General features: G+C 49.9%; 21 protein-coding genes. 18 read left to right on the forward strand and 3 right to left on the reverse strand.

Annotated features, from left to right (window positions below; genetic code table 11):
* Nucleotides 1-431 precede the first annotated feature (431 nt).
* The 7 genes from C0068_RS06820 (at nt 432) to C0068_RS06850 (ending at nt 7,471) form a co-directional block, all read left to right on the forward strand.
* The gene (locus C0068_RS06820) at nt 432-671 is read left to right on the forward strand and encodes an AbrB/MazE/SpoVT family DNA-binding domain-containing protein (RefSeq protein ID WP_103683746.1); all 240 of its coding nucleotides are present in this window, start codon (nt 432-434) and stop codon (nt 669-671) included.
* Nucleotides 665-973 (forward strand): type II toxin-antitoxin system PemK/MazF family toxin, encoded by a 309-nt coding sequence (locus C0068_RS06825; RefSeq protein WP_103683747.1) that lies wholly within the window; start codon nt 665-667, stop codon nt 971-973. The genes C0068_RS06820 and C0068_RS06825 overlap by 7 nt, the downstream gene beginning before the upstream one ends.
* Before the next feature lie 288 nt (nt 974-1,261).
* The gene (gene galE / locus C0068_RS06830) at nt 1,262-2,281 is read left to right on the forward strand and encodes a UDP-glucose 4-epimerase GalE (RefSeq protein WP_103683748.1); all 1,020 of its coding nucleotides are present in this window, start codon (nt 1,262-1,264) and stop codon (nt 2,279-2,281) included.
* A 525-nt stretch (nt 2,282-2,806) separates the two neighbouring features.
* Entirely contained in the window at nt 2,807-3,310 is a 504-nt protein-coding gene (locus C0068_RS06835; protein ID WP_103683749.1) for a Csu type fimbrial protein, read from the forward strand.
* Between the two features lie 75 nt (nt 3,311-3,385).
* A complete protein-coding gene (locus tag C0068_RS06840; protein ID WP_158249934.1) occupies nt 3,386-4,123 on the forward strand; it encodes a fimbrial biogenesis chaperone in 738 nt (245 codons plus the stop codon).
* Nucleotides 4,074-6,464, forward strand: coding sequence for a fimbria/pilus outer membrane usher protein (locus C0068_RS06845; protein ID WP_103683750.1), 2,391 nt, complete (start codon nt 4,074-4,076; stop codon nt 6,462-6,464). The genes C0068_RS06840 and C0068_RS06845 overlap by 50 nt, the downstream gene beginning before the upstream one ends.
* Nucleotides 6,461-7,471 carry a Csu type fimbrial protein gene (locus C0068_RS06850; protein WP_103683751.1) on the forward strand — a complete coding sequence of 337 codons (1,011 nt, stop codon included), beginning with the start codon at nt 6,461-6,463 and terminating at the stop codon, nt 7,469-7,471. The genes C0068_RS06845 and C0068_RS06850 overlap by 4 nt, the downstream gene beginning before the upstream one ends.
* Nucleotides 7,472-7,640: 169 nt before the next feature.
* Here C0068_RS06850 and C0068_RS06855 read toward each other — a convergent pair whose 3' ends face one another.
* On the reverse strand, nt 7,641-8,918 hold the full coding sequence (locus C0068_RS06855; protein ID WP_103683752.1) for an O-acetylhomoserine aminocarboxypropyltransferase/cysteine synthase family protein: 1,278 nt from the start codon (nt 8,916-8,918) through the stop codon (nt 7,641-7,643).
* Nucleotides 8,919-9,183: 265 nt separating this feature from the next.
* Nucleotides 9,184-11,511 carry a CotH kinase family protein gene (locus C0068_RS06860; RefSeq protein ID WP_103683753.1) on the reverse strand — a complete coding sequence of 776 codons (2,328 nt, stop codon included), beginning with the start codon at nt 11,509-11,511 and terminating at the stop codon, nt 9,184-9,186.
* A 307-nt stretch (nt 11,512-11,818) separates the two neighbouring features.
* Here C0068_RS06860 and C0068_RS06865 point away from each other — a divergent pair, with 307 nt between their 5' ends.
* From C0068_RS06865 to C0068_RS06905, 9 genes are all read left to right on the forward strand, one after another.
* Entirely contained in the window at nt 11,819-12,220 is a 402-nt protein-coding gene (locus C0068_RS06865) for a TraR/DksA family transcriptional regulator (RefSeq protein ID WP_103683754.1), read from the forward strand.
* A complete protein-coding gene (zigA, locus tag C0068_RS06870; protein ID WP_103683755.1) occupies nt 12,204-13,415 on the forward strand; it encodes a zinc metallochaperone GTPase ZigA in 1,212 nt (403 codons plus the stop codon). The genes C0068_RS06865 and zigA overlap by 17 nt, the downstream gene beginning before the upstream one ends.
* Nucleotides 13,412-14,092, forward strand: a complete 681-nt coding sequence (locus C0068_RS06875) for a DUF1826 domain-containing protein (RefSeq protein WP_103683756.1) — start codon at nt 13,412-13,414, stop codon at nt 14,090-14,092. Before zigA ends, C0068_RS06875 begins: the two co-directional genes overlap by 4 nt.
* 65 nt (nt 14,093-14,157) lie before the next feature.
* On the forward strand, nt 14,158-14,739 hold the full coding sequence (locus tag C0068_RS06880) for a ZrgA family zinc uptake protein (RefSeq protein WP_103683757.1): 582 nt from the start codon (nt 14,158-14,160) through the stop codon (nt 14,737-14,739).
* A gap of 8 nt (nt 14,740-14,747) precedes the next feature.
* Nucleotides 14,748-15,197 carry a Fur family transcriptional regulator gene (locus tag C0068_RS06885; RefSeq protein WP_103683758.1) on the forward strand — a complete coding sequence of 150 codons (450 nt, stop codon included), beginning with the start codon at nt 14,748-14,750 and terminating at the stop codon, nt 15,195-15,197.
* Between the two features lie 33 nt (nt 15,198-15,230).
* Nucleotides 15,231-15,644 carry a MerC domain-containing protein gene (locus tag C0068_RS06890; protein WP_103683759.1) on the forward strand — a complete coding sequence of 138 codons (414 nt, stop codon included), beginning with the start codon at nt 15,231-15,233 and terminating at the stop codon, nt 15,642-15,644.
* Entirely contained in the window at nt 15,634-16,362 is a 729-nt protein-coding gene (locus tag C0068_RS06895; RefSeq protein ID WP_103683760.1) for a class I SAM-dependent methyltransferase, read from the forward strand. The genes C0068_RS06890 and C0068_RS06895 overlap by 11 nt, the downstream gene beginning before the upstream one ends.
* Nucleotides 16,359-16,790, forward strand: coding sequence for a phosphoribosyl-AMP cyclohydrolase (gene hisI / locus C0068_RS06900; RefSeq protein WP_103683761.1), 432 nt, complete (start codon nt 16,359-16,361; stop codon nt 16,788-16,790). Before C0068_RS06895 ends, hisI begins: the two co-directional genes overlap by 4 nt.
* Nucleotides 16,791-16,869: 79 nt before the next feature.
* Nucleotides 16,870-17,916 (forward strand): CobW family GTP-binding protein, encoded by a 1,047-nt coding sequence (locus tag C0068_RS06905; protein WP_103683762.1) that lies wholly within the window; start codon nt 16,870-16,872, stop codon nt 17,914-17,916.
* Here C0068_RS06905 and C0068_RS06910 read toward each other — a convergent pair.
* On the reverse strand, nt 17,901-18,482 hold the full coding sequence (locus tag C0068_RS06910; RefSeq protein WP_233208765.1) for a DUF3299 domain-containing protein: 582 nt from the start codon (nt 18,480-18,482) through the stop codon (nt 17,901-17,903). The genes C0068_RS06905 and C0068_RS06910 overlap by 16 nt on opposite strands.
* Before the next feature lie 132 nt (nt 18,483-18,614).
* Here C0068_RS06910 and C0068_RS06915 point away from each other — a divergent pair, with 132 nt between their 5' ends.
* Both C0068_RS06915 and C0068_RS06920 read left to right on the forward strand, forming a co-directional pair.
* On the forward strand, nt 18,615-19,283 hold the full coding sequence (locus C0068_RS06915) for an ABC transporter ATP-binding protein (RefSeq protein WP_103683764.1): 669 nt from the start codon (nt 18,615-18,617) through the stop codon (nt 19,281-19,283).
* A complete protein-coding gene (locus C0068_RS06920) occupies nt 19,283-20,509 on the forward strand; it encodes an ABC transporter permease (RefSeq protein WP_103683765.1) in 1,227 nt (408 codons plus the stop codon). Before C0068_RS06915 ends, C0068_RS06920 begins: the two co-directional genes overlap by 1 nt.
* Nucleotides 20,510-20,543: the final 34 nt, after the last annotated feature.

Below are 20,543 nucleotides of genomic sequence, written 5' to 3' on the forward strand. Positions count from 1 at the left end.
TTCATCGCAAGAGAAGGTGGCCTGGGCCAGCGGCCTCCTACAAAAAAATATGTGTAGGAGCGGGCTCTGACCGTGATGCCTCGGGCTGGGTCGGTGCGTAATTCGATCGGCCTCGGCGCGGCCTCCTACAAAAAAATCACGTGTAGGAGCGGGCTCCTGACCGCGATAACTCGGGCTGGGTCGGTGCGTAATTCAATCGGCCTCGGCGCGGCCTCCTACAAAAATCAGCGTATTATCATTTGTAGGAGCGGGCTCTTGACCGCGATGTGTTTGGCTGGGTGTTGTGCGTAATTCAATCGGTCTCGGGCAAGGTGAATTGCGGATTCATCGCAAGAGAAGGTGGCCCGCTCCTAAGGGTTTGTGGGGCATTGCATTACTTGCAAGTCAGACTTACAATGTTATAACAATGTTGATACTTGACGGGGCAATAAATGCTAACCACGCTGAGAAAAATTGGTAATTCACGAGGACTCATTATTCCGTCCGCTTTTTTGGAGCAGCTTCAAATCGAAAACGAGGTGGAGCTGATTTTAGAGGACGGGGTATTACTTTTAAAACCCGTTACCCCTCTAAGGCAAGGCTGGTTTGAAGGTTATGACCCCGCTAAAGACATTGAACCTCTGTCTGAGCTGCAAGAGCTGGAGTCTGAGCAGGAAGACTGGGAATGGTGAAGCGTGGTGATGTTTATTGGGTGGCGTTAGATCCGACTGTCGGCAGTGAAATCCAAAAAACACGGCCTTGTTTGATTATTTCCCCCGATGATATGAACGCTGTTTTGCCCCGCGTTATCATCGCGCCCATTACCACGAAGGGCCAACCTTTAGGGTGTAGACCAGAAGTTCTTTTCAAAGGAAAGCAAAGCCGTATTTTACTAGACCAACTTCGTACAGTAGATGCTAGAAGACTTAAAAGTAAAATGGGCCAAATCAAGCTGGAGCATTGGCACGGCATATTGATTCAGATGCTTTCGTAAGTATCATCGCGGTCAGTTAAGGTGAATTCCGCTTAGATTTAGCCCGAGCAATCGCGGTCGGCGCCCGCTCCTACAAAAAAGCAGCGCACCATCACGTGTAGCAGCGGGCCAGCCCAGGCTGCCCTCTCTTGCTGTGCAATTCACCTTGGCCGACCGCGATGTGTTTGGTTGGGGGTGTTGCGCGTAATTCGATCGGTCTCGGCCAAGGTGAATTGCGGGTTCATCGCAAGAGAGGGTGGCCTGGGCCAGCGGCCTCCTACAGAAAAAATATCTGGTTGAGTTTTTCTTATGACTAAAATTCTTGTTACAGGCGGCGCTGGTTACATTGGCAGCCATACGGTTGTTGAGCTTCAAGCTGCTGGTCACGATGTGGTTATTGTCGATAACTTGGTGAACAGTAATCCTGTTGTTTTAAAACGCATCGCAAAAATTACCGGCGTTGAGCCTGCTTTTATAGAGGCTGATGTTCGCGATGCGGGTGCGTTGGCGGGTGTTTTTTCTTCCCATAAAATTGATGCGGTTATTCATTTTGCCGGTTTGAAGGCGGTGGGCGAAAGCGTTGAGCAGCCATTGCGGTATTACGAGAATAATGTGAATGGCACGATGGTATTGTGTCAGGCAATGGCGAATGCGGGCGTGTTTAAGTTGGTGTTTAGTTCTTCTGCCACGGTGTATGGGCCGGATGCGCCGGTGCCGTATGAGGAGTCTATGCCATTGGGTCAGCCTTCTAGTCCTTATGGTGCGTCTAAGGCGATGACCGAGCGGATGTTGGCGGATTTATGCGCGTCTGACGCGAGATGGGCGGTGGCGGCGTTGCGTTATTTTAATCCGATTGGTGCGCATGAGTCTGGTTTGATAGGGGAAGATCCGCAGGGTATTCCGAATAATTTAATGCCGTTTATTAGTCGTGTTGCGGTGGGTAAGTTAGAGGAGCTGTCGGTATTTGGCGGCGATTACGACACGCCAGACGGAACTTGCATACGCGATTATTTGCACGTGGTGGATTTAGCGGCGGGGCACAGTCGTTCATTAATGGCTTTGGATAAACCCGGCTTACACGCGTTTAATTTGGGTGCAGGTAAAGGCGTCTCGGTGCTAGAGATGGTAAAGGCTTTTGAAGCGGTGACGGGTAAACCTGTGCCCTACAAAATTGCGCCGCGCCGCCAAGGTGATTTACCCGCATTTTGGGCGAATGCCGAGAAAGCAAAGCGTGACCTCGCTTGGAAGGCCGGTAGCAGTTTAGAGAAAATGATGGCCGATACCTGGCGCTGGCAAAGCACAAACCCCAATGGTTACGCTGATATTTAGGGGGGTTAAAAGGCGCCATCTGCACCGCTATTGCGGCACTTTTTGTTTAAAGCAAGGCTTAAGTTTTCACGCTGACCTCTAATGTTTGTTGTTTTGGCCTTAAATGCTAAATTTAGGCTTTTCAAATTTGAATAATGCATCTATAGTTTCTGAAGGCTCAGGATGAGCTCATAGCATGGAAGGCATTCTCAGGACGAGAACTTGCAAGGGATGGTAGGGCACAGCCAAGAAGGCGGCTGCCTTCCTGCTACTTTTAATTCATTTAGGCTCGCTTTCATGGCGATGCGCCAAGTAAAAACACTTCATTTTCCAGGTTTTACTCCATCAAATGATGCTTTGGCACTACGTCCGATTAGATTTTTGATGATCTGGTGTTTTGCGGTTGTTTACTGTTTGTATGATGGGGTGTTGGGCGTGTAATTGCGCTCTACCGACCCGTTGATCCGTACAATTACTATCTTTAGCTAATTTGGTGAAGGCATATACTCAATTCTCATATATTGTTACGTAAAGAGAATATTGAGCATGACTATTCACCGGAATTATCTATTTGGTTTTATGGCTGCCACGCTGGTCTGGTCAAACTCTTTGTTTGCTCAAACAACAGATACCTTCGACGTTACTATTACGATTGAAGACAGTTGTGAGCTGACGACACCGGCGACTGATATGGGTTTTGGTACGGTTCAGTTGTTGAATACTAATTACACGGCAACGTCGACGGTATCTGTTACTTGTACTACCGATGCAGCTTACGATCTTGCTTTGGATGACGGCGCGAATGCGAGTGCGACGACACGCCGGATGACGGATGACGGTACTAATTTCGTTAGCTACCGTTTGTATAGCGATGCAGCTTATACCACTTTGTGGGGTGACGACACGACATTCGGCAGCGTGAATGCCGGTACAGGTGTTGGCATTGAGCAAGATATAACCGTGTATGGCCGAGTTGAAACTGGTGATAATGCCACGACCCCACCTGCTGGTGCGTACTCTGATACAGTGACGGTATCGGTAACGTTCTAAGTATTCTATGTGGCCCCTTAATTTATGCGCCGTTTATTGTTTGTCCTTTGGTCTTCATTACGGCTCCCGCATTTTTTGGGGCCGCTTCTTGCGCTAACAATCCTTCCTAGCTTTGCAGCTGGTTTAGGCGTTTCTCCCACTTTACTTGAATTTTCTCCCGCCGAGGTGGCCAAGGGTTTGACCTTGCGCAATACCGGCACTGCCACTTTGCGTGCGCAGGTGAGGGTGTTTGCCTGGGAGCAGCGGGATGGTAAAGATGTACTTGAGCCATCTACTGCGCTGCTAGCTAGTCCGCCATTTTTAACGATTGTGCCGGGTGCCAGTCAGATGGTGCGGGTTATTCAGCGCGGTGGTGCTGCGCCAGACGCGGCTAATGGTGAGCGCAGTTTTCGTATTTTAGTGGATGAATTGCCCGCTTCAGCGCGTGAAGATGTTCGGGCGAATACTCCCTCTGGTGCACAGCCGGGTCTTACTTTTTTATTACGTTTTTCTATTCCGGCTTTTATTGCCTCAGGCGTGAATGCCAGCGATGCCGAGCTTCATTGGCGTTTGCAAAACACCGAGACGGGTTTGCAATTAGTCACCGACAATACCGGAAATAGTCGCGCCCAGATTAGCGATATGCAATTGATGAGCCGCGATGGCGAGGTGCTTTATGAGCATAAAGGCCTTGCCGGTTATGTGTTGTCTGGGAACGTGCGGCGTTGGTCTTTTGGTTTACCAAGCAGCGCGGCGGCCGCGACGGAAATAAGGATGCAGGTCAATGGTCAGCCCACTCGCTACCCTTTGGCGCCAGCTGACGTTACTGATTAGTTGCGCGCTGGCTCCGGTTTGGGTGAGCGCTGAGCTTTCTTCTTCTGCGCCCGTCTCAACAACGACGGGCGGCATTATGCTTCTCGACGGGCCTGCAATGGCCGGCAGCCAAGAGCTACTTTATCTTGAAGTGGTGCTTAATATGGTGCCGACAAATTATCTATTGCAGGTGATGCCGCTCGATGGCCGCTTTTATGTTTTGTCTGAGCATCTGGCGGCAATGGGTATTGCCTTAAATAATCTCCCTAAGCAGCCGTATCTCGATTTAGATTCAATTAGTGATCTTCAATACAGCTACGACGTGGCGCAGCAAAAATTGCATCTAACAGTGGCGCCGGAATTGCTCACTGCGCGTTTGCAGTCTTATCGCCGCGACACCCCTCGCAGCCCGCAGGCGCAGGCTAGTTTTGGAGCCTTGCTGAATTACGATTTGTACCTAACCTTAGATGAGTTCGGTGAATACGATGTTGCCGCGAGCACAGCCATGCGCGCCTTTGTTGATCATCATGTAGTAGAAAACACCGGCTTACTGCGCAACGCCAGCAGTGGTGAGCAAGACAGCTATACCCGCTTGGATACGCATTGGACTTGGTCTTCTCAGGACGATTTACTTACCGTAAGGGCGGGGGATTTTATTAGCGGTGGCTTGTCTTGGACCCGGGCAACGCGGCTGGGTGGGATTCAGTTTAGGCGTAATTTTGCGCTGCAACCGGCGTTGGTGACACAAGCCTTGCCCGCGTTTTATGGTGAAGCGGCCTTGCCCTCGCAGGTGGAGCTTTATGTAGAGGGTTTGCGGCAATACAGCGGTGAGGTTTTACCGGGTGCTTATCGTATTGATAGCGCCCCTACGGTTAGCGGTTTGAGCCAGGCACAAATGGTGTTAACCGATGCGCTTGGGCGCACGACGGTGCAAGATTTTTCTTTTTACAGCTCTCCGCGTTTATTGCAGCGGGGCTTGAGTGATTTTTCCTTTGAGGCGGGCAGTGTTCGCCAAGGCTACGGTGTGGAGTCGTTTAGCTATCGCGATCATCTTGCCGCTAGCGCGAGCTTACGTCACGGCCTTAGCGATACGGTGACCTTAGAGGGTCATGCAGAAGGCGATGAGCAGCTAGCGGCGGCTGGCGTAGGTGCTTTATTTACGCTAGGTCGCGCTGGCTTGTTTAGCGGCGCGGTGGCCAAGAGCAAGGGGCGCGACGCAGACGGCAGGCAGCAAACGCTGGGATACAATTGGAGCCGTCTTGGTTTTACAGTTGATTACAGTTTGCAGCGCAGTTTTGGGGATTATCGCGATATTGCCTCTAGGGATGGTCGCCCGCCGTCGCAGCGCACCGAGCGCCTGTTGTTAGGTTTTGGCTCTAGTGCTAGCGGCCGCGTGTCTATAAATTACAGCCGTCTTAATCGACTGGATGAGGCACCGTACAAAAGTGTTGGTGCAAGTTATAGCAAGCGGCTTTTTGCCGGGATTACGCTGTTTGTTAACGCCTCTCGAGAGCTCGATAATGACGATGGTTATAGTGTGTATGCGGGGCTGTCGGTGTCCTTGGGTGGCCGGGTGAACGGCGGTGTTTCTGCTAGCCGCGATCGTGACGGCAGCAGTCAGCAGGCGGCGTATCTTAGCCGTGGGGTATCGGCTGACGGTGGTACGGGTTGGGGTTTGCAAATGCAGCGTTCTGAGAATGTCGATTACCTACAGGCAGATGCTCTGTACCGGGGTGATTATGCGCAAATTGGCGCGGGACTGCGCTCTTTGCCCAGTGGTGAGTCGGCTTTTGCTGATGTGAGTGGTTCATTTATTTGGATGGCCGACGCGCCGAACGCTATTTTTCCTGCCCGTGAGGTGAGCGATAGTTTCGCCTTGGTTTCTACCAACGGTATTGCCGACGTGCCGGTGCAATTGGAAAACCGGCCTATCGGTCGCACCAATAAAAAGGGCTATTATTTGCTGACGGGTTTGGGCGCTTACCGAGGCAATCACGTGTCAATTGATCCCTTGTCTTTGCCGAGTGGTATTCAATTTGATACGCAGGGCGTGCTTGCGGTGCCGACCGAGCGCGCGGGGGTGCGGCTTGATTTTGGCTTGCGTCGCGTGCGTGCGGTTTTGCTTACTTTGCAGGATACTGCGGGCAAATTTATTCCTTTGGGGAGCCAGCTTTTGCAAGGCGAGAATACCATCGCATTTGTGGGCCACGATGGCCAAGTTTATGTGGAGGGCTTGCCTGAGCGCAGTACACTCGTTGTGACGCCACCGGGGGCTGGCCGCTGTGTTGTAGATGTGGTTTTGGCTGAGAAAACGGATGGTATATCTGCCATTGGGCCACTGATTTGCCGAGAGCAACCATGACTGCACATTATATAAAAGCGGTATTGCTCGCAGTATTTATTGCCTTACCGACAGCAGCTCAGGCCGCCACGACCTGCAGTGCGAGCATGACGAATGTGAACTTTGGGGGGAGTGATCCTTTTACTGGCTGGACGGGCGTGACCGCCACAATTAATTACCAATGTACTACCTCTGGCTTATCCCTGCTCGCAGCGGCGAGGGCTAAGCTTTGTTTTGGCATTGGCAGTGGTGATCAGGGCTCAGGATCTACGATTGTGCCAAGGCGTATGACCAGCGGGGCTAATGAATTACGGTTTAATCTATACCAAGATGCGGGCCATTCTTTGGTATGGCCTCGTGTTGTCGAAGGGACAGACAAATATGAGGTTGATCTTGAATATTCGGTGCCGCTATTGGGGGGCTCAGGAAGTGGTAGTGTTACTGTTTACGGTGACATTATTTCTGGCCAAAACACGGCTATACCGGGCAGTTACAGCAATAGTTTTTCAGGCATAGATGCCTTTATGGTGTTCCGAGCCAATGCGGGGGTAGTTATTTTTTATCCGTCTTGGCCGACTAGCTGTACCAGTGGTGGAGCCAGTAGCGGCATTGCTAGTTTCCCATTTACCGCAAGCGCGACGGTAGAGGCGAGCTGCAATCCTAGCTTTTCTGTACAAAATATCAGTTTTGGTACCCAGGGCATTCTCAGTAGCAATATAGACACCACCGCTATTATTGCGCCGCAGTGCACGAATACCACGCCGTATCAGATTGGTTTAGATAATGGCCAGAACGCAACTGGCAACACCCGCCGGATGCATAACGGAGCCGGCAAGTATGTTAGTTATGAACTGTATCGCGATGCCGCGAGAAGCCAGCGCTGGGGCGACACCCTTAATAGCGACACACTGGCTGATATCGGCACCGGTAGCGCGCAGGCGCAAAGTGTTTATGCGCGCACGGCACCACAGATAACACCGCCGCAAGGAACGTATAGCGATACCGTAACGGTCACGATTTATTATTAAAAGCGCAGCAATAAAGAACAATGGTTTGCTCTTGCTAGTGACGTGGGGCTGGATTGGGAGAAAGCGATTATCTATATACGTTTTTGATGATGATCGCGGCGTCATTTTTTGCACCCCTCCCAACGCTTCTGTGGCAGCGACGGGAGGGGTGTTTTTATAGCAAGTGCTTTTAAGAAGTAGCTACTTTTAGCGCTTGATCGAGATCGGCAATAATGTCGTCGATATGTTCAATACCCACCGAGATCCGAACTAGGTCTTCGCTCACACCCGCAGCCTTGAGCTCTTCTGCATTTAACTGGCGGTGTGTTGTGCTTGCTGGATGGCAGGCCAAGGATTTGGCATCGCCGATGTTTACCAGTCGAAGCAGTAGTTGCAGAGAATCAATAAATTTGGCTCCGGCTTCGCGGCCACCTTTGATACCAAAGCTAACAATCCCTGAGGCTTTTCCGCCGCAAATTTTATCGCACACTGATTTGTATGGGCTGTCGCTAAGTGCTGCGTAATTTACCCATTCCACTGCGGGATGATTTTGCAAATAGCTGCTGACCCGCTCGGCATTTTCGCAATGGCGTTCCATGCGCAGGGCGAGGGTTTCTAGTCCCTGCATGATGAGGAAGGCATTGAAGGGGGACAGGGCGGCACCGGTATTTCGCAGTGGCACAACTCGACATCTGCCAATGAAGGCGGCTGGGCCTAGCGCCTCGGTATAGACTACGCCGTGATAGGACGGATCTGGCTGGTTAAGCATGGGGAATTTATCTGCGTTGGCCTTCCAGTCAAACTTCCCTGAATCGACTACAACACCGGCGATGGTGGTGCCATGACCGCCTATGTACTTTGTTAGTGAGTGCACAACAATATCTGCACCGTGTTCAAAGGGTCTACATAAAAATGGCGTTGCAACGGTATTGTCGACAATTAGCGGGATACCGTGGGCATGGGCGATTTCTGCCCAGCGTTGAATATCGACAACATTGCCTGCGGGGTTGCCGATTGATTCGCAAAAGAGTGCACGGGTGTTGCTGTCGATATTGGCGGCGATGGCATCGAAGTCATCGTGTGCGACCATGCGGCACTCTATGCCTTGATTGGGTAGCGAGTGTGCAAAAAGGTTGTACGTGCCGCCGTATAGTTGGCTGGTGCTAATAAAGTTATCGCCAACGCGGCAGATGGTTTGCAGTGCGTAGGTAATCGCTGTCATACCAGAGGCGACGGCCAAGCTGCCGATTCCGCCTTCTAGCTCTGTCATTCGCGCTTCTAGAATGGCATTGGTCGGGTTCATGATGCGGCTGTAGATATTGCCCTCGACTTTTAAGTCAAACAGGTCGGCGCCATGTTGTGTGTCGTCAAAGGTGTAAGACGTTGTTTGATAGATAGGGACGGCCGCAGCGCGTGTGGTTGGGTCGCTTTTGTAACCTGCGTGCAATGCTAAAGTTTCGGGTTTCACGGTATATCTTCCCTTTTTTAGTGTTGGTTAATATTTATTTTCGATGATCAAACTACAGGCTTTGAAAATCAAGCCACAGTATTTGACTTACAGATAAGGATATCAAGTGATAAGAATAATGAGGGGGAATTAGCCCGCTGGGTGTAGCCGCTATGATTCTAGTGCTATGTGGCGGATAACTGCCTACCCGTGGCCATTGCGGCCTTAGGGGTAAGCAGTTATACGGTTCGGCTATTCCTGAATAGCCTTTTATAAGGCCTTGGGCTTAGATCCCCGCAGCGTCTAATTCTTCACCGAGTACACGCTGACGCCACTCAACATATTCTTTGATGGATATGTCCCCGTTGTCGCAGGGGCTGTGCTCACTTAGCCCTAGCGCGGTTTCATTGTAATCAGTGTCGCATTTTCCTTTTATGCTAATGCTTGCATCCAAAATGGTATCTTTAATTAAGTTATTGCGGGTATTTAATACGTGCTTTAAGTTGCCTTCCCAGTTTAGTTGGTTGTTTAGCAGGCTTTTAATTTCTTGGTACAAGATCGTTTTGTTTTCTTCTTTAGAGAAAACGATTGTCCACAAAATGGGGTCGATCCAGCTGGAGGTTCCTTCATTCCAGGCCGGTGTAATACCGTTTGGAAAAATTCTTGTATCCGCGATATTTTGGAAGTTTGTTGAGTTACCCCAATAATCTGGGTGGCGGTCGCGGAAGCTAAAGTCGTAATCGTAAACAAGATAGGTCCACTTATCGTTTAAGGGATTTAAGTAGAGATAGTAGTTGTTGCCGACGCGGGTGTAATGATCCACCGCACCAGTCACAATATCCGCCGCTTGGGCTTTGATAAACCCGAGCACGTCGAATTGTTCATTTAGTTCATCAGCCGTTGGATTGCTTTGCAGAAAGAGCATGAAGTTTTGTAAAGCAATACGCGCCTCGATAATTGAGCCTTTCTTTTCTTTAAGATCATAGTTCGGTCTATAAGGTGCAAATTGTGAAACTTCGCCGCCATCATTGATGTCGCTGTTAACAAAGTCAGGGTTGAGGTAATTGTCTATGCCTAGCCATTCTTGGCGGCTACTTGGGTCTGACTTTTCGATGCCGATGCGGCAAAAGTTTTCGTTAATATATCCGGTGCTTGCTTTGTCGTCGTTTTCATACGGCAGGCAATTTGGGTTTACGGTGTCGGTAAGGTCGGCGCCGCCTACTTTAAAGAGATAGCCGTTTTTACCAAAGTAGCGCTGTAAATAAAGCTTGTCGATGGGTTCTTCTACCATGTAGATACCCATCTTGTGGGTTTGTGGCAGCGGCTTGTTAAATAGTTTTTGGCCCGCTTCGCCGGTGATGACTATTTCGATAGCGGCATACGCCATGCGGGAGGTTGGGGCTCCAATCTGGGTTAGGATGTCGTGGCTAAGCAGTTCGCGCGCGTAAGTTGGGTCATCTTTATTAAATTTAAAGTTGAGCTTTTCGATGCCTTTAAGGGTGCGATCGTCATTTTCTGGTATTTCTGGGTGGTCTAAAGAAACACGCTTCCAGCAAGGCGCGCCAGAAACTGCAGCCGGGTTGCCGGAGGCATCTATACAGGCGTAAACACCTTCGTCGTCGTTAAATTTTTCGGAGAATTTTAGCGAAAAGTGAAAACGGTTGGGCTGTCCTTCGTCGGGCTTGGTATCTGAGTTGTAGCGAACCCAATACTCAGGCCATTGGCGGCTATTATTGCCGCGCATTTTAAATCCGACATTGTCGAATTGGTCTAGTACTTCGCCGGTAGTGGCGTCTACGCGCTCGACGTCTACTTTTCGGTAAATCTCGCTATGCGTCCACAGATTGTCTTTTACGTCATTTTCTGAATCTCTATTGTCGTATCGAGCTCGCTCTGTATCTAGTACGAATGCATTCCACTCGTCGGCCGTCATAGTGATTCTATATTTGTGTAATACATTAATATCAAAAAGCTCGGCGCTTTCATCGTCGGCGCAATTTATTTTAATAATAGGAACTGGGCCGCTGGCGATGCCGCTTCCACCCGCTACCTCGCAGTCTTGTCGAGCTGGGTGGCGTTTAATGTCTACCGCATAGGGTTGCTTATAGCTTACTTGCTCTTCAAAGCTGTAATCGCCATTTCCTTGAATGCTTAAAACCTGTTCGTTGGCCTCATCTTCATTTAAAACAACATCGAAGTCGTACAGGTCTGATGCGCCAGAGATACGAATAGAGATGGTGCTGTTTTCTATCTCGTGAACCCTCAGGGAAAAAGCTGGCAGGCTGGTGGCAAATTCGCCGTCGGATACAGAGATGCTTATGTTTTCTGTTATGCCAAGTTGGTCGGCGGTGCCAGATAAGATTCCGGTAGTAACATCAAACTCAGCCCAGCTTGGTTTGTTGATGATAGAAAACGTTAAGGTGTCGCTGTTAGGATCTGAGAACGTTGGAGCGAAGCGGTAATTTTCGCCAACGGTTATATGGTTTGCTGGTGCGCCGCTAATACTGGGGGCAATGTTGACGTCGGGGGCTGAGCTGCCGCCGCCACCTCCTCCGCCACAGGCGAATAAAACCAAACAAAGGGTAAATATGGTAACTGTCTTTGTATAATCCATTATTGAATGTCTCACTTCCTAACTGTTTGTGTAAACGTAATGGGACCTTACGTTAGATATTTCACTTCATTGAAAAGCGGCGCCATATTGCTTGCTAAGCTGGGCGCTGTAAAGGTCGTATGGGAATTTTGACTTAAATATCAACGCGATGTTTGGCTGTGTTTTTCGCTCTGCTATGCCTCTTCTGTGTTTTTGTCGGCGTTTGGTACTTGCCTGAATCTGGCGTGCCAATTATGATATGTTATATCATAACTATAAATGTGAGATGATAGGTGCGAAATACAGCTAACAAGGCGATAGGGCCATCATGAATCTAGCGATAGATGTTGCAGTGACACCGTATATGAATGCGCAGCAACTGGCGTTTTTCTCCGACAGATTGATAACGCTGAAACGCGAAACATTGGGCCATATTCACGCGGCGCAAAAACGTCTTGGCGAGCGTCTTGAGCTGAATGACGACGCGGACTTGGCGCAGTATGAGGAGCAGTCTCGTATGGCGATGCGCATTGTCGATAGAGAGACAAGGTTGCTGCACAAAATAGATGCCGCTTTGGCGCGTATTCGCGCTGGAGAATATGGCTATTGCCTGGAAAGCGGTGAGCCCATTGGTATTGACCGCTTATTGATTCGACCTACCGCTGAGTACTGTGCGGAGGTGAAAACGCAAATGGAAGAGAAGGAAAAGCACTATGGCAAACGCCGCTAAAAAACTGCCGGTCTCTGTACTTTCGGGATTTCTTGGCGCGGGCAAAACGACGGTGTTAAGTCATGTCCTGAACAACCGAGAAGGTCGGCGGGTGGCGGTGATCGTTAACGATATGAGCGAGATCAATATTGACGCCAGTGCGGTGAAAAATGGGGTTGAGCTCAATCGCAGCGAGGAAAAGCTAGTCGAAATGAGCAATGGCTGTATTTGCTGCACCCTGCGGGAGGACTTGCTGCTGGAGGTGCGTCGGCTGGCCGATGAGGGTCGCTTTGATTACCTGCTAATTGAATCTACGGGTATTTCTGAGCCGCTGCCGGTTGCAGAAACCTTTACCTTTGCGGATGAGGATGGCGTCAGCTTGTCTGATGTGGCGAGCTTGGACACCATGATTACGGTCGTCGATGCGGTTAATTTTTTAAAGGACTATGACGAAGCCAAATTTCTGCAGGAAACGGATGAGCACTTGGGTGAAGAGGACCAACGCAGTGTGGCGGATTTATTGGTGGAGCAGGTGGAGTTTGCCGACGTACTGCTGATCAGTAAAACAGACTTGGTGGATGAGTCCACGCTAAACCGTTTGATTGCGGTACTGAAGACACTGAATACCGTCGCGGATATTGTCCCTATTCGCAACGGGCAGGTGGATATCGATCAGGTGCTCGGCACCGGCAAGTTTAGTTTTGAGCGCGCGCAGCAGGCGCCGGGCTGGTTGCAAGAGATGCGCGGTACGCATGTGCCCGAGACCGAGGAATATGGCATCGTCAGCTTTACCTATACTGCTCGCAAGCCGTTTCACCCACAAAAGTTTTACGACTTTCTCCATAGCGGAGATATTCAAGGTAAGTTAATTCGCTCTAAAGGCTATTTTTGGTTGGCCAGCCGTCCTGAGTTTGCTGGGCAGTGGAGCCAGGCTGGCGGTATGGCCCGCTATGGTTTTGCCGGCATGTTCTGGAAGGCTATTCCCCAGGAGCGCTGGCCTGAGGATGAGGAGTATCTCGCCTCTATTAAAAGTTCGTGGCAGGAACCCTTTGGTGATATGCGTCAGGAGCTGGTGTTCATTGGCCAGAAACTTGATCGAGATCGCTTTGTTGATGAATTAGATAACTGCCTGTTAAGCGATGATGAATTATTGGCGGGGCGTGAGCATTGGAAGACCCTGCCTGATCCTTTTCCGGCTTGGGAGGCTGAGGCATGAACGCAGTTGCATTAAGTGATGGCAGCGCTATCGAGCGCGAGCACAGTGATTTATTAATACGCCGCACGGTTTTTGGCTCGGCGGCAGATTGCTTGGTAGATATTTACCAGACTGACGTTAATTTAGCGGTGTGGCAGCGCGAGCTTTCAAACTCAGTAAAAAAGAACTGTCTTAGCTTGCTAGCTGATCGATACTTTACCGGCTGCCGCTTAGTGCTTACGGCGGATAAGGTCGATAGCTTAGATGACGCGATGCCGGAGTTGCTTCGGTATCCCGATCTTAGGCGGGATATACAGTTGTTGGCGGATATGTTTCTCACCCTGTTTGGCCTTGAGCGCATCGGCCTGCGCCTGACGCCATTAAAAGGCAGTATGTGTCCTAAATTTCATGTCGATCGCGTGCCCTGTCGATTAATCACGACGTATGTAGGAAGGGGGACTGAGTGGCTTCCCCATCATGAAGTAGACCGCAGCAAACTGGGTGCCGGTAGCAATGGAATGAGTGACTCGGTGAGCGGGATTATATCTGGTGAGGACTGTATTCAAACCTTGGCAAGTGGCGAAGTAGCGCTGCTAAAAGGTGAAATGTGGGAAGGGAATGAAGGTGCCGGGTTGGTTCACCGCTCGCCCTTAGTTGTGCCAGAAGATCGCTTACTGCTTACCTTTGACGTGGCATGAGCCGCGACCATCTTGGACGGGGTATGAGTATTTGAGTGCAAAAAAATGAGAGGAACCATACGGTGATGCATTGTCTTCGCGGCTTAATCCTGCTGCTAGCTTTGGGTGTGTCTGCTGGTTTGATTCATGCTGAGGGTGCGCATCATCAAGGTCATTCGCACCAAGCTCATATGCACGGCAAGGCCGAATTGCTTGTGGTGCTCGAAGGGCAGCAACTTGATATTGAGCTGCGCTCTCCGGCTGTGAACGTATTGGGTTTTGAGCACTATACCGACAGTCTTGAACATCAAGCCCAGATGACTAAGGTAAAGGTGGCGCTGACTGAGGCGGGCGCTTTGTTTTATCTCGGTGCGGGAGGGTGTCGTCTATTGGATCAGCGTATTGATTTTGGTGCCCTGGCGAAGGTGGATGACGATCACGAAGGCCATGCCGATAGCGACTTGGTCGCTGAGGAAAAATCCGCGCACAGCGATGTTCAGGCTTACTACCAGTATCGCTGCGAACAGCCGGACAAACTCGACTCACTGACAGCGGATATTCCTGTCATCTTTCCCGGCGTTGAATTGCTGCAGGTGGAGTGGATAGTGAATGGCCGGCAGGGGGCTTCAGTTATTGATGCTCGTCGTCGCGATGTTAGCTTTAGGTAAGCCCTGTAATGAATAATATTGAGCGATCCCTCGAGCAAGCTGAAATCAGTTGTCGCGCTACTGGTGCCAGACTAACGGAAAAACGTAAGCGCATTCTGATTAGCTTACTCAAGTCAGAAAAAGCTCAGTCTGCCTATGAATTGATTGGCTATATGCAGAAAGAGTTTGGCGAGTCGCTGTCACCTACCACGGTGTATTGCATGCTTGATTTTCTGGCCAGTGAGAATTTGGTTCACAAACTTCGTCTGGCTAATAAATACCTTGCCTGTTCCCACATTAATTGCGACCACACCCATGAGGTGCCGCAATTTTTGATCTGCGATAAATGTAGCAGTGTGAAGGAAATGAGAGTTAAAACAGCGTTGATTAACACGCTTAGCCGCAACGTCGAAGACGCCGGTTACATACTAAAAAGCCCGCAGCTAGAGCTGCACTGTCTTTGTCAGGACTGCGCCTAGTTGGCCATCTGACAGCGACTATAAGGAGAAAACGTGACACCTTTATCTACCCATATCGACAAGGCCGCCATCGGTCTGTCTCTATTGTGCGCAGTGCATTGCCTACTTCTTCCGGTCGCTTTGGCGGTCTTGCCAACGCTGGCTGCCAGTTCATTTGGAGATGAGCGCTTTCACCTGTGGATGTTAATAGCGGTATTACCCACCAGTTTAATTGCCTTGAGTATGGGCTGTCGGCGCCATCGCAATATCAGTGTTTTGGTGGTGGGTTTGCCCGGGCTGGCTATTCTCACCGTGGCGGCGCTATTCGGCCATGAGTGGTTTGATGAACGCGGCGAGAAAATCGTATCGCTTATAGGTGCGTCGCTGATTGCCTTTGGTCATATTAAAAACCATACATTGTGCCGACAACAAAAGTGCGACTGTGAGGGGCAGCAAAATGCAAAATAATGAAATAGCAGCACTCTTTAATAAAGCTGCAGCGACATACGATAAGCAGTGGGAAAGAATGGCACCCATCCGCGATACCATCCATTTGTTAATGGAGGCCATATTCGTCGAGCTGCCTGAAAATGCCAATATTTTATGTGTAGGTGCAGGCACTGGGGCTGAATTGATTCAGTTGGCGCAAATGTTTCCGTCTTGGACTTTTACTGCTGTAGATCCTTCGGAAGCCATGTTGGCAGTTTGTGCTCAGCGACTTGAAGAGTTGGGTTTGGCTGAGCGTTGCACTCTTCATTGTGGTTATCTAGAGTCGCTTGAACCGGGCGGTGTTTTTAATGCGGCTACGGCCTTGCTGGTATCTCAGTTTTTGTTGGATAAAACCGCTCGCATCCAATTTTTTGAGAGCATAGCGAAGCGGCTCTTACCCGGCGGATTCTTGGTGAGCTCAGACCTGTCTGCCGATTTGGATTCGCCCGCTGATTTGGCGCTTATGAAGGTGTGGTTCCGTGTGATGAAAGCAGGTGGCTTGAATCAGGAAGATATTGAAAAAATGCACGCAGCATATCGCAACGACGTAGCGGTGTTACCTGAGGCAGATGTTCGCCGCATTATTGAATTGGGCGGATTTGAATTTCCCACGGTATTCTTTCAGTCTGGGCTGATACGTGCATGGTATAGCAAAAAAGCTCATTGCCTAGCTGCGCCGACAGCGGAAATACTATGATCAATACCGGTTTTCTTGCCTTTGAAGATTGCCAGCGCGGTGATCGGTTAGCATTGTCTGAGGTATTGGATAATGTGTGTTTTACGTCTAATGGGCTGGTTCCGGTCATTGCTCAGGATCACCGCAGTCGCGATGTGCTTATGCTGGCGTGGATGAATCGCGATGCCTTAGAGCAAACGCTCCACAGCGGCGATATGACGTATTGGTCTCGCTCACGCGCTCAGTTGTGGCGAAAAGGAGAAACGAGTGGCCATTATCAGCGTCTGAAAACCATGCGGGTTGATTGTGATGGCGATACCTTACTGTGCGATGTTGACCAGCGCGGTTCTGCCTGCCATACCGGCAGACCTAGCTGTTTTTACTTGCAGGTGGATGCAAACACCCGCAGCGTAAAAGTCACTCACTCCGCGCCAAAGAGACAATGTTAGAGACTTGCTTTCGTGTTGCGGCGAGCCTTATAAAATTCGAGCCACTATTTTTTGCAATGCACACCAAGGATGTTTGTAAATGTCGACACTGAGCGCTATTCCCACCAATGTTATCACCGGCTTTCTTGGTGTTGGAAAGTCGACGGCCATCCTGCATCTTTTAAAGCAAAAGCCAGATCATGAACGTTGGGCGGTACTCGTCAATGAGTTTGGCGAGGTGGGTATTGACGGCAGTTTAATAAGCGGTAAAGAAAGCGAAGCTTCTGGGGTATTTATTAGAGAAGTACCGGGAGGGTGTATGTGCTGCGCCGCCGGTTTACCCATGCAGATTGCATTGAACCGTTTACTGACTCACGCCAAGCCACATCGATTGTTAATTGAGCCCACTGGTCTTGGTCATCCTCAAGAGGTGCTGGCGGTGCTATCTGCTGAGCACTATAAAGAGGTGCTAGATTTACAAGCGACTATCACCTTAGTGGATGCCCGAAAAATTACTATACCGCGCTATACTGAGCACGCGATATATAATCAGCAAATGGCGATTGCCGATGTGATTGTGGCGAACAAGGCGGATCAATATGAGGTTGAGGATTTCCCTGCGCTGCTAGATTTTTTGGAGACGCGTTTTGGCCATAATCAGATGGGCTTGAGTAGTAAATCTGTTTTTCAGGTGAGCCAAGGCGAGCTTGATATTGAGTGGCTGGCGGCACCGGCCCGTGAGCACCAGCAGGAATATCACCACCATCATAATTCGCATTCAAGTGAACAACTGGCTGTGGAATACTTCCCGCCCATTGAATTGTCGGAGGAAGGTTATCTTTGTATCGACAACCAAGGCGAGGGATTCTTCAGTCGCGGTTGGGTCTTCTCGCCTGAGTGGATTTTTGATGCGGCTAAGCTGTATGGTTTGTTAGTGGGTGTCGATGCCGAGCGCATTAAAGGCGTCTTTGTGACAGCGCAAGGCATTACGGCCTACAACAAGGCCGATGGAGTATTGACGGAGTTCGAGCTAGACGATTGTTTGGACAGCCGAATCGAATGCATTAGTACAGACCCAGAGGTGCTTACGCACTTAGAAGAGGCCATATTTGATTGCGTACTCAGTAAGCCTTACTCCTCGGTATAAGGCTTAATGGAGTCTACTTCGATGGAGTAGGCCGCTGTCGCAGTGTCGTTCTCAACTATTGTGGTTTTGATGGTGCCGTATAACCAAAATGGGTCGTACAGTGATGATAGTTTGAAGCCCTTTTTAAACTCGGCATACACAATTTGATTCGGGGGTGGCGGTGGTACATGAATGCAGGCGCCAAAATACGGAACTAAAAAGAATTTGGTGATATGGTGCCGATCTACACCAAACTCCAGTGGGACGATAAATCCGGGAATGCGAATGGCTTTGCCGTCGAACTCGGCAATAACTTTGGTGGAAACTAAGGCTTGCTGATAGCGGCTGTCGCCTGGTTCATCCAGTGCGGCTTTGATTTGGCTGGCAATCTTATCTGCGTCTGAGCCATCTTCAATTTCATTGATAGAATCTGGTGGATTTAAAAAAGCCTCCAGATCATCTTTGGGTATAAGGTCTGTCCATTCTACCGTCTGGTAATTATCCTGAGCGAAGGCCGTGCTAGCCATTACAAGCAGTAGTGCGACCAGAGCATATGTAGTGATTGAGCGTAAAGAAACGAATGCCAAAATGGGCTCCTTTTACAAAATTGGTTTGCCAAGTCAGCTTGACGAAACGCGCAATTGGTTTGAAAACAATCATCGCGACTTTAAATATGATACGTTATATCGCCAACAACCACATCAATAGGAAATCGGCACGTGCTGCTCAGCATTAAAGACCTCCGTTTTCACTACCCCGGCGACAGTAAGGTGGTGCTAGATATTCCGCAATGGTGCTTGAGCGCGGGCGAACAGGTTTTTCTTCACGGTCCCTCTGGTGCAGGTAAGTCTACGTTTCTTAAATTGTTAGCCGGTCTTCTTGTTCCCAGCGGCGGCAGTATTACGATGTTGGGGCAACCGTTGCAGGCTTTGCGCAGTGGCCAACGCGACAAGTGGCGGGCTCGTCATATTGGCTTTGTCTTTCAGCAGTTCAACTTAGTTCCCTATTTGAGTGGCCGAGATAATATTCGTCTCGCCGCCCACTTCGGCGGCAAGGGTGATGTCGATGCGGCTGCAACGGCTTTATTGACAAGCTTGGGGCTGGACGAAAAATTACATCGCAAGCCGGCGGCTGAACTCAGTATTGGGCAGCAGCAGCGGGTGGCCATTGCCCGCGCACTGATTAATCAACCGGAGCTGCTCATCGTCGATGAGCCAACCTCCGCTCTCGATGCTAAAAATCGCGATCTCTTCATGGCCTTGCTGGGTGAACAATTAGCGGAAAATAATACCGCACTGATATTTGTCAGCCACGATCTTAGCTTGGCGAATGGCATAAGTCGCGTGGAGTCTTTGCAGGACATCAATCAGGCTGGGAGGGTTAACTAATGTTTTTACGTTTAGCCCTGGCAAGTCTGCGCAGTCGCAAAGGTTCAGTATTGCTGACGTTTCTCGCTATTACAGTCAGTGTGTTCGTATTGCTGGGTGTAGAGCAAATTCGCCAACAAGCTAAAAGCAGTTTTAACAATACCGTGTCTGGCATTGACTTGATTGTTGGGGCGCGCACCGGCGATATTAATTTACTGCTGTATTCGGTTTTTCGTTTGGGGCACGCCAGTAATAATATTTCTTGGCAAAGTTATCAGCACATTGCCGCAGACCCAAACGTTGCGTGGACAATCCCCATTGCTCTTGGCGACTCTCACAAAGGTTATCGCGTTATGGGAACGACGGCGGATTATTTTAATCACTTTCGTTTTGGTCAAAACCGCCCCTTGGTGCTGGCGGAGGGCAAGCCTTTTTCCCAGCTCTATGAGCTGGTTCTTGGCAGCGAAGTTGCTCGATCACTGGGTTACCAGATTGGCGACGAGCTGGTGCTGGCACACGGTTTGGGGAGTACCAGCTTCAGTCAACACAAGGATAAGCCTTTTCGGGTTGCGGGCATTCTTCAAGCTACCGGTACGCCAGTAGATCAGACCTTGCATGTTAGCCTAGAGGCGATTGAAGCCATTCACGCCGGCTGGCAAAACGGCGTAAAAATGCCCGGTTCAGCCCGTGGGCATGACGAGGAAGAGCTTACACCCGAGTCCATAACTGCGTTTATGGTAGGACTTAAATCAAAGCTCGCCACCTTTCGTTTGCAGCGGCAAATTAACACCTACGACAGAGAACCCTTGCAAGCCATTCTTCCCGGTGTGACCCTAACCCAGCTTTGGCAGATGATGTCGGCGATGGAAAATACCCTGCGTTTGATAGCGGCCTTAGTGCTGCTTGCCTCTTTGTTGGGTCTTGCCGCCATGTTGCTGGCATCTATCAAAGAACGTCAGGGCGAGATAGCCGTTATGCGTGCTATTGGCGCGCCGCCTCTGTTTGTCTTTGTGCTGATTCAGGCTGAGGCGCTGCTGATTAGTCTTGGCGGCATCATCGTAGCCAATCTACTCCTCGTTTTATGTATTGCGGTGGCGGGCAATACCCTTGCCGAGCGTTACAGCTTGTTTATTGATGGCAATCTACTTACACCGCAGCTGGTAATTTATATGGCTGTGATTTTGGTCAGCACATTATTGGTTAGCGTAATACCGGGAATAAGTGCGTATCGAAAGGCGTTGGAATAGGATCAAGCCGATTGGATTGGATGGTGGTTGGTGG

Origin of the sequence: Zhongshania marina (assembly GCF_002915595.1) — a bacterium.
Taxonomy (GTDB): domain Bacteria; phylum Pseudomonadota; class Gammaproteobacteria; order Pseudomonadales; family Spongiibacteraceae; genus Spongiibacter; species Spongiibacter marinus_B.

What these genes read in the sequence shown, in the direction of transcription:
- C0068_RS06880 (WP_103683757.1), top strand. Translation starts at nt 14,158, where the DNA reads ATGCATTGTCTTCGCGGCTTAATCCTGCTGCTAGCTTTGGGTGTGTCT.
- galE (WP_103683748.1), top strand. Translation starts at nt 1,262, where the DNA reads ATGACTAAAATTCTTGTTACAGGCGGCGCTGGTTACATTGGCAGCCAT.
- C0068_RS06820 (WP_103683746.1), top strand. Translation starts at nt 432, where the DNA reads ATGCTAACCACGCTGAGAAAAATTGGTAATTCACGAGGACTCATTATT.
- C0068_RS06885 (WP_103683758.1), top strand. Translation starts at nt 14,748, where the DNA reads ATGAATAATATTGAGCGATCCCTCGAGCAAGCTGAAATCAGTTGTCGC.
- hisI (WP_103683761.1), top strand. Translation starts at nt 16,359, where the DNA reads ATGATCAATACCGGTTTTCTTGCCTTTGAAGATTGCCAGCGCGGTGAT.
- C0068_RS06850 (WP_103683751.1), top strand. Translation starts at nt 6,461, where the DNA reads ATGACTGCACATTATATAAAAGCGGTATTGCTCGCAGTATTTATTGCC.
- C0068_RS06920 (WP_103683765.1), top strand. Translation starts at nt 19,283, where the DNA reads ATGTTTTTACGTTTAGCCCTGGCAAGTCTGCGCAGTCGCAAAGGTTCA.
- C0068_RS06895 (WP_103683760.1), top strand. Translation starts at nt 15,634, where the DNA reads ATGCAAAATAATGAAATAGCAGCACTCTTTAATAAAGCTGCAGCGACA.
- C0068_RS06905 (WP_103683762.1), top strand. Translation starts at nt 16,870, where the DNA reads ATGTCGACACTGAGCGCTATTCCCACCAATGTTATCACCGGCTTTCTT.
- C0068_RS06825 (WP_103683747.1), top strand. Translation starts at nt 665, where the DNA reads ATGGTGAAGCGTGGTGATGTTTATTGGGTGGCGTTAGATCCGACTGTC.
- C0068_RS06875 (WP_103683756.1), top strand. Translation starts at nt 13,412, where the DNA reads ATGAACGCAGTTGCATTAAGTGATGGCAGCGCTATCGAGCGCGAGCAC.
- C0068_RS06860 (WP_103683753.1), bottom strand. Translation starts at nt 11,511, where the DNA reads ATGGATTATACAAAGACAGTTACCATATTTACCCTTTGTTTGGTTTTA.
- C0068_RS06845 (WP_103683750.1), top strand. Translation starts at nt 4,074, where the DNA reads ATGGTCAGCCCACTCGCTACCCTTTGGCGCCAGCTGACGTTACTGATT.
- C0068_RS06865 (WP_103683754.1), top strand. Translation starts at nt 11,819, where the DNA reads ATGAATCTAGCGATAGATGTTGCAGTGACACCGTATATGAATGCGCAG.
- C0068_RS06835 (WP_103683749.1), top strand. Translation starts at nt 2,807, where the DNA reads ATGACTATTCACCGGAATTATCTATTTGGTTTTATGGCTGCCACGCTG.
- zigA (WP_103683755.1), top strand. Translation starts at nt 12,204, where the DNA reads ATGGCAAACGCCGCTAAAAAACTGCCGGTCTCTGTACTTTCGGGATTT.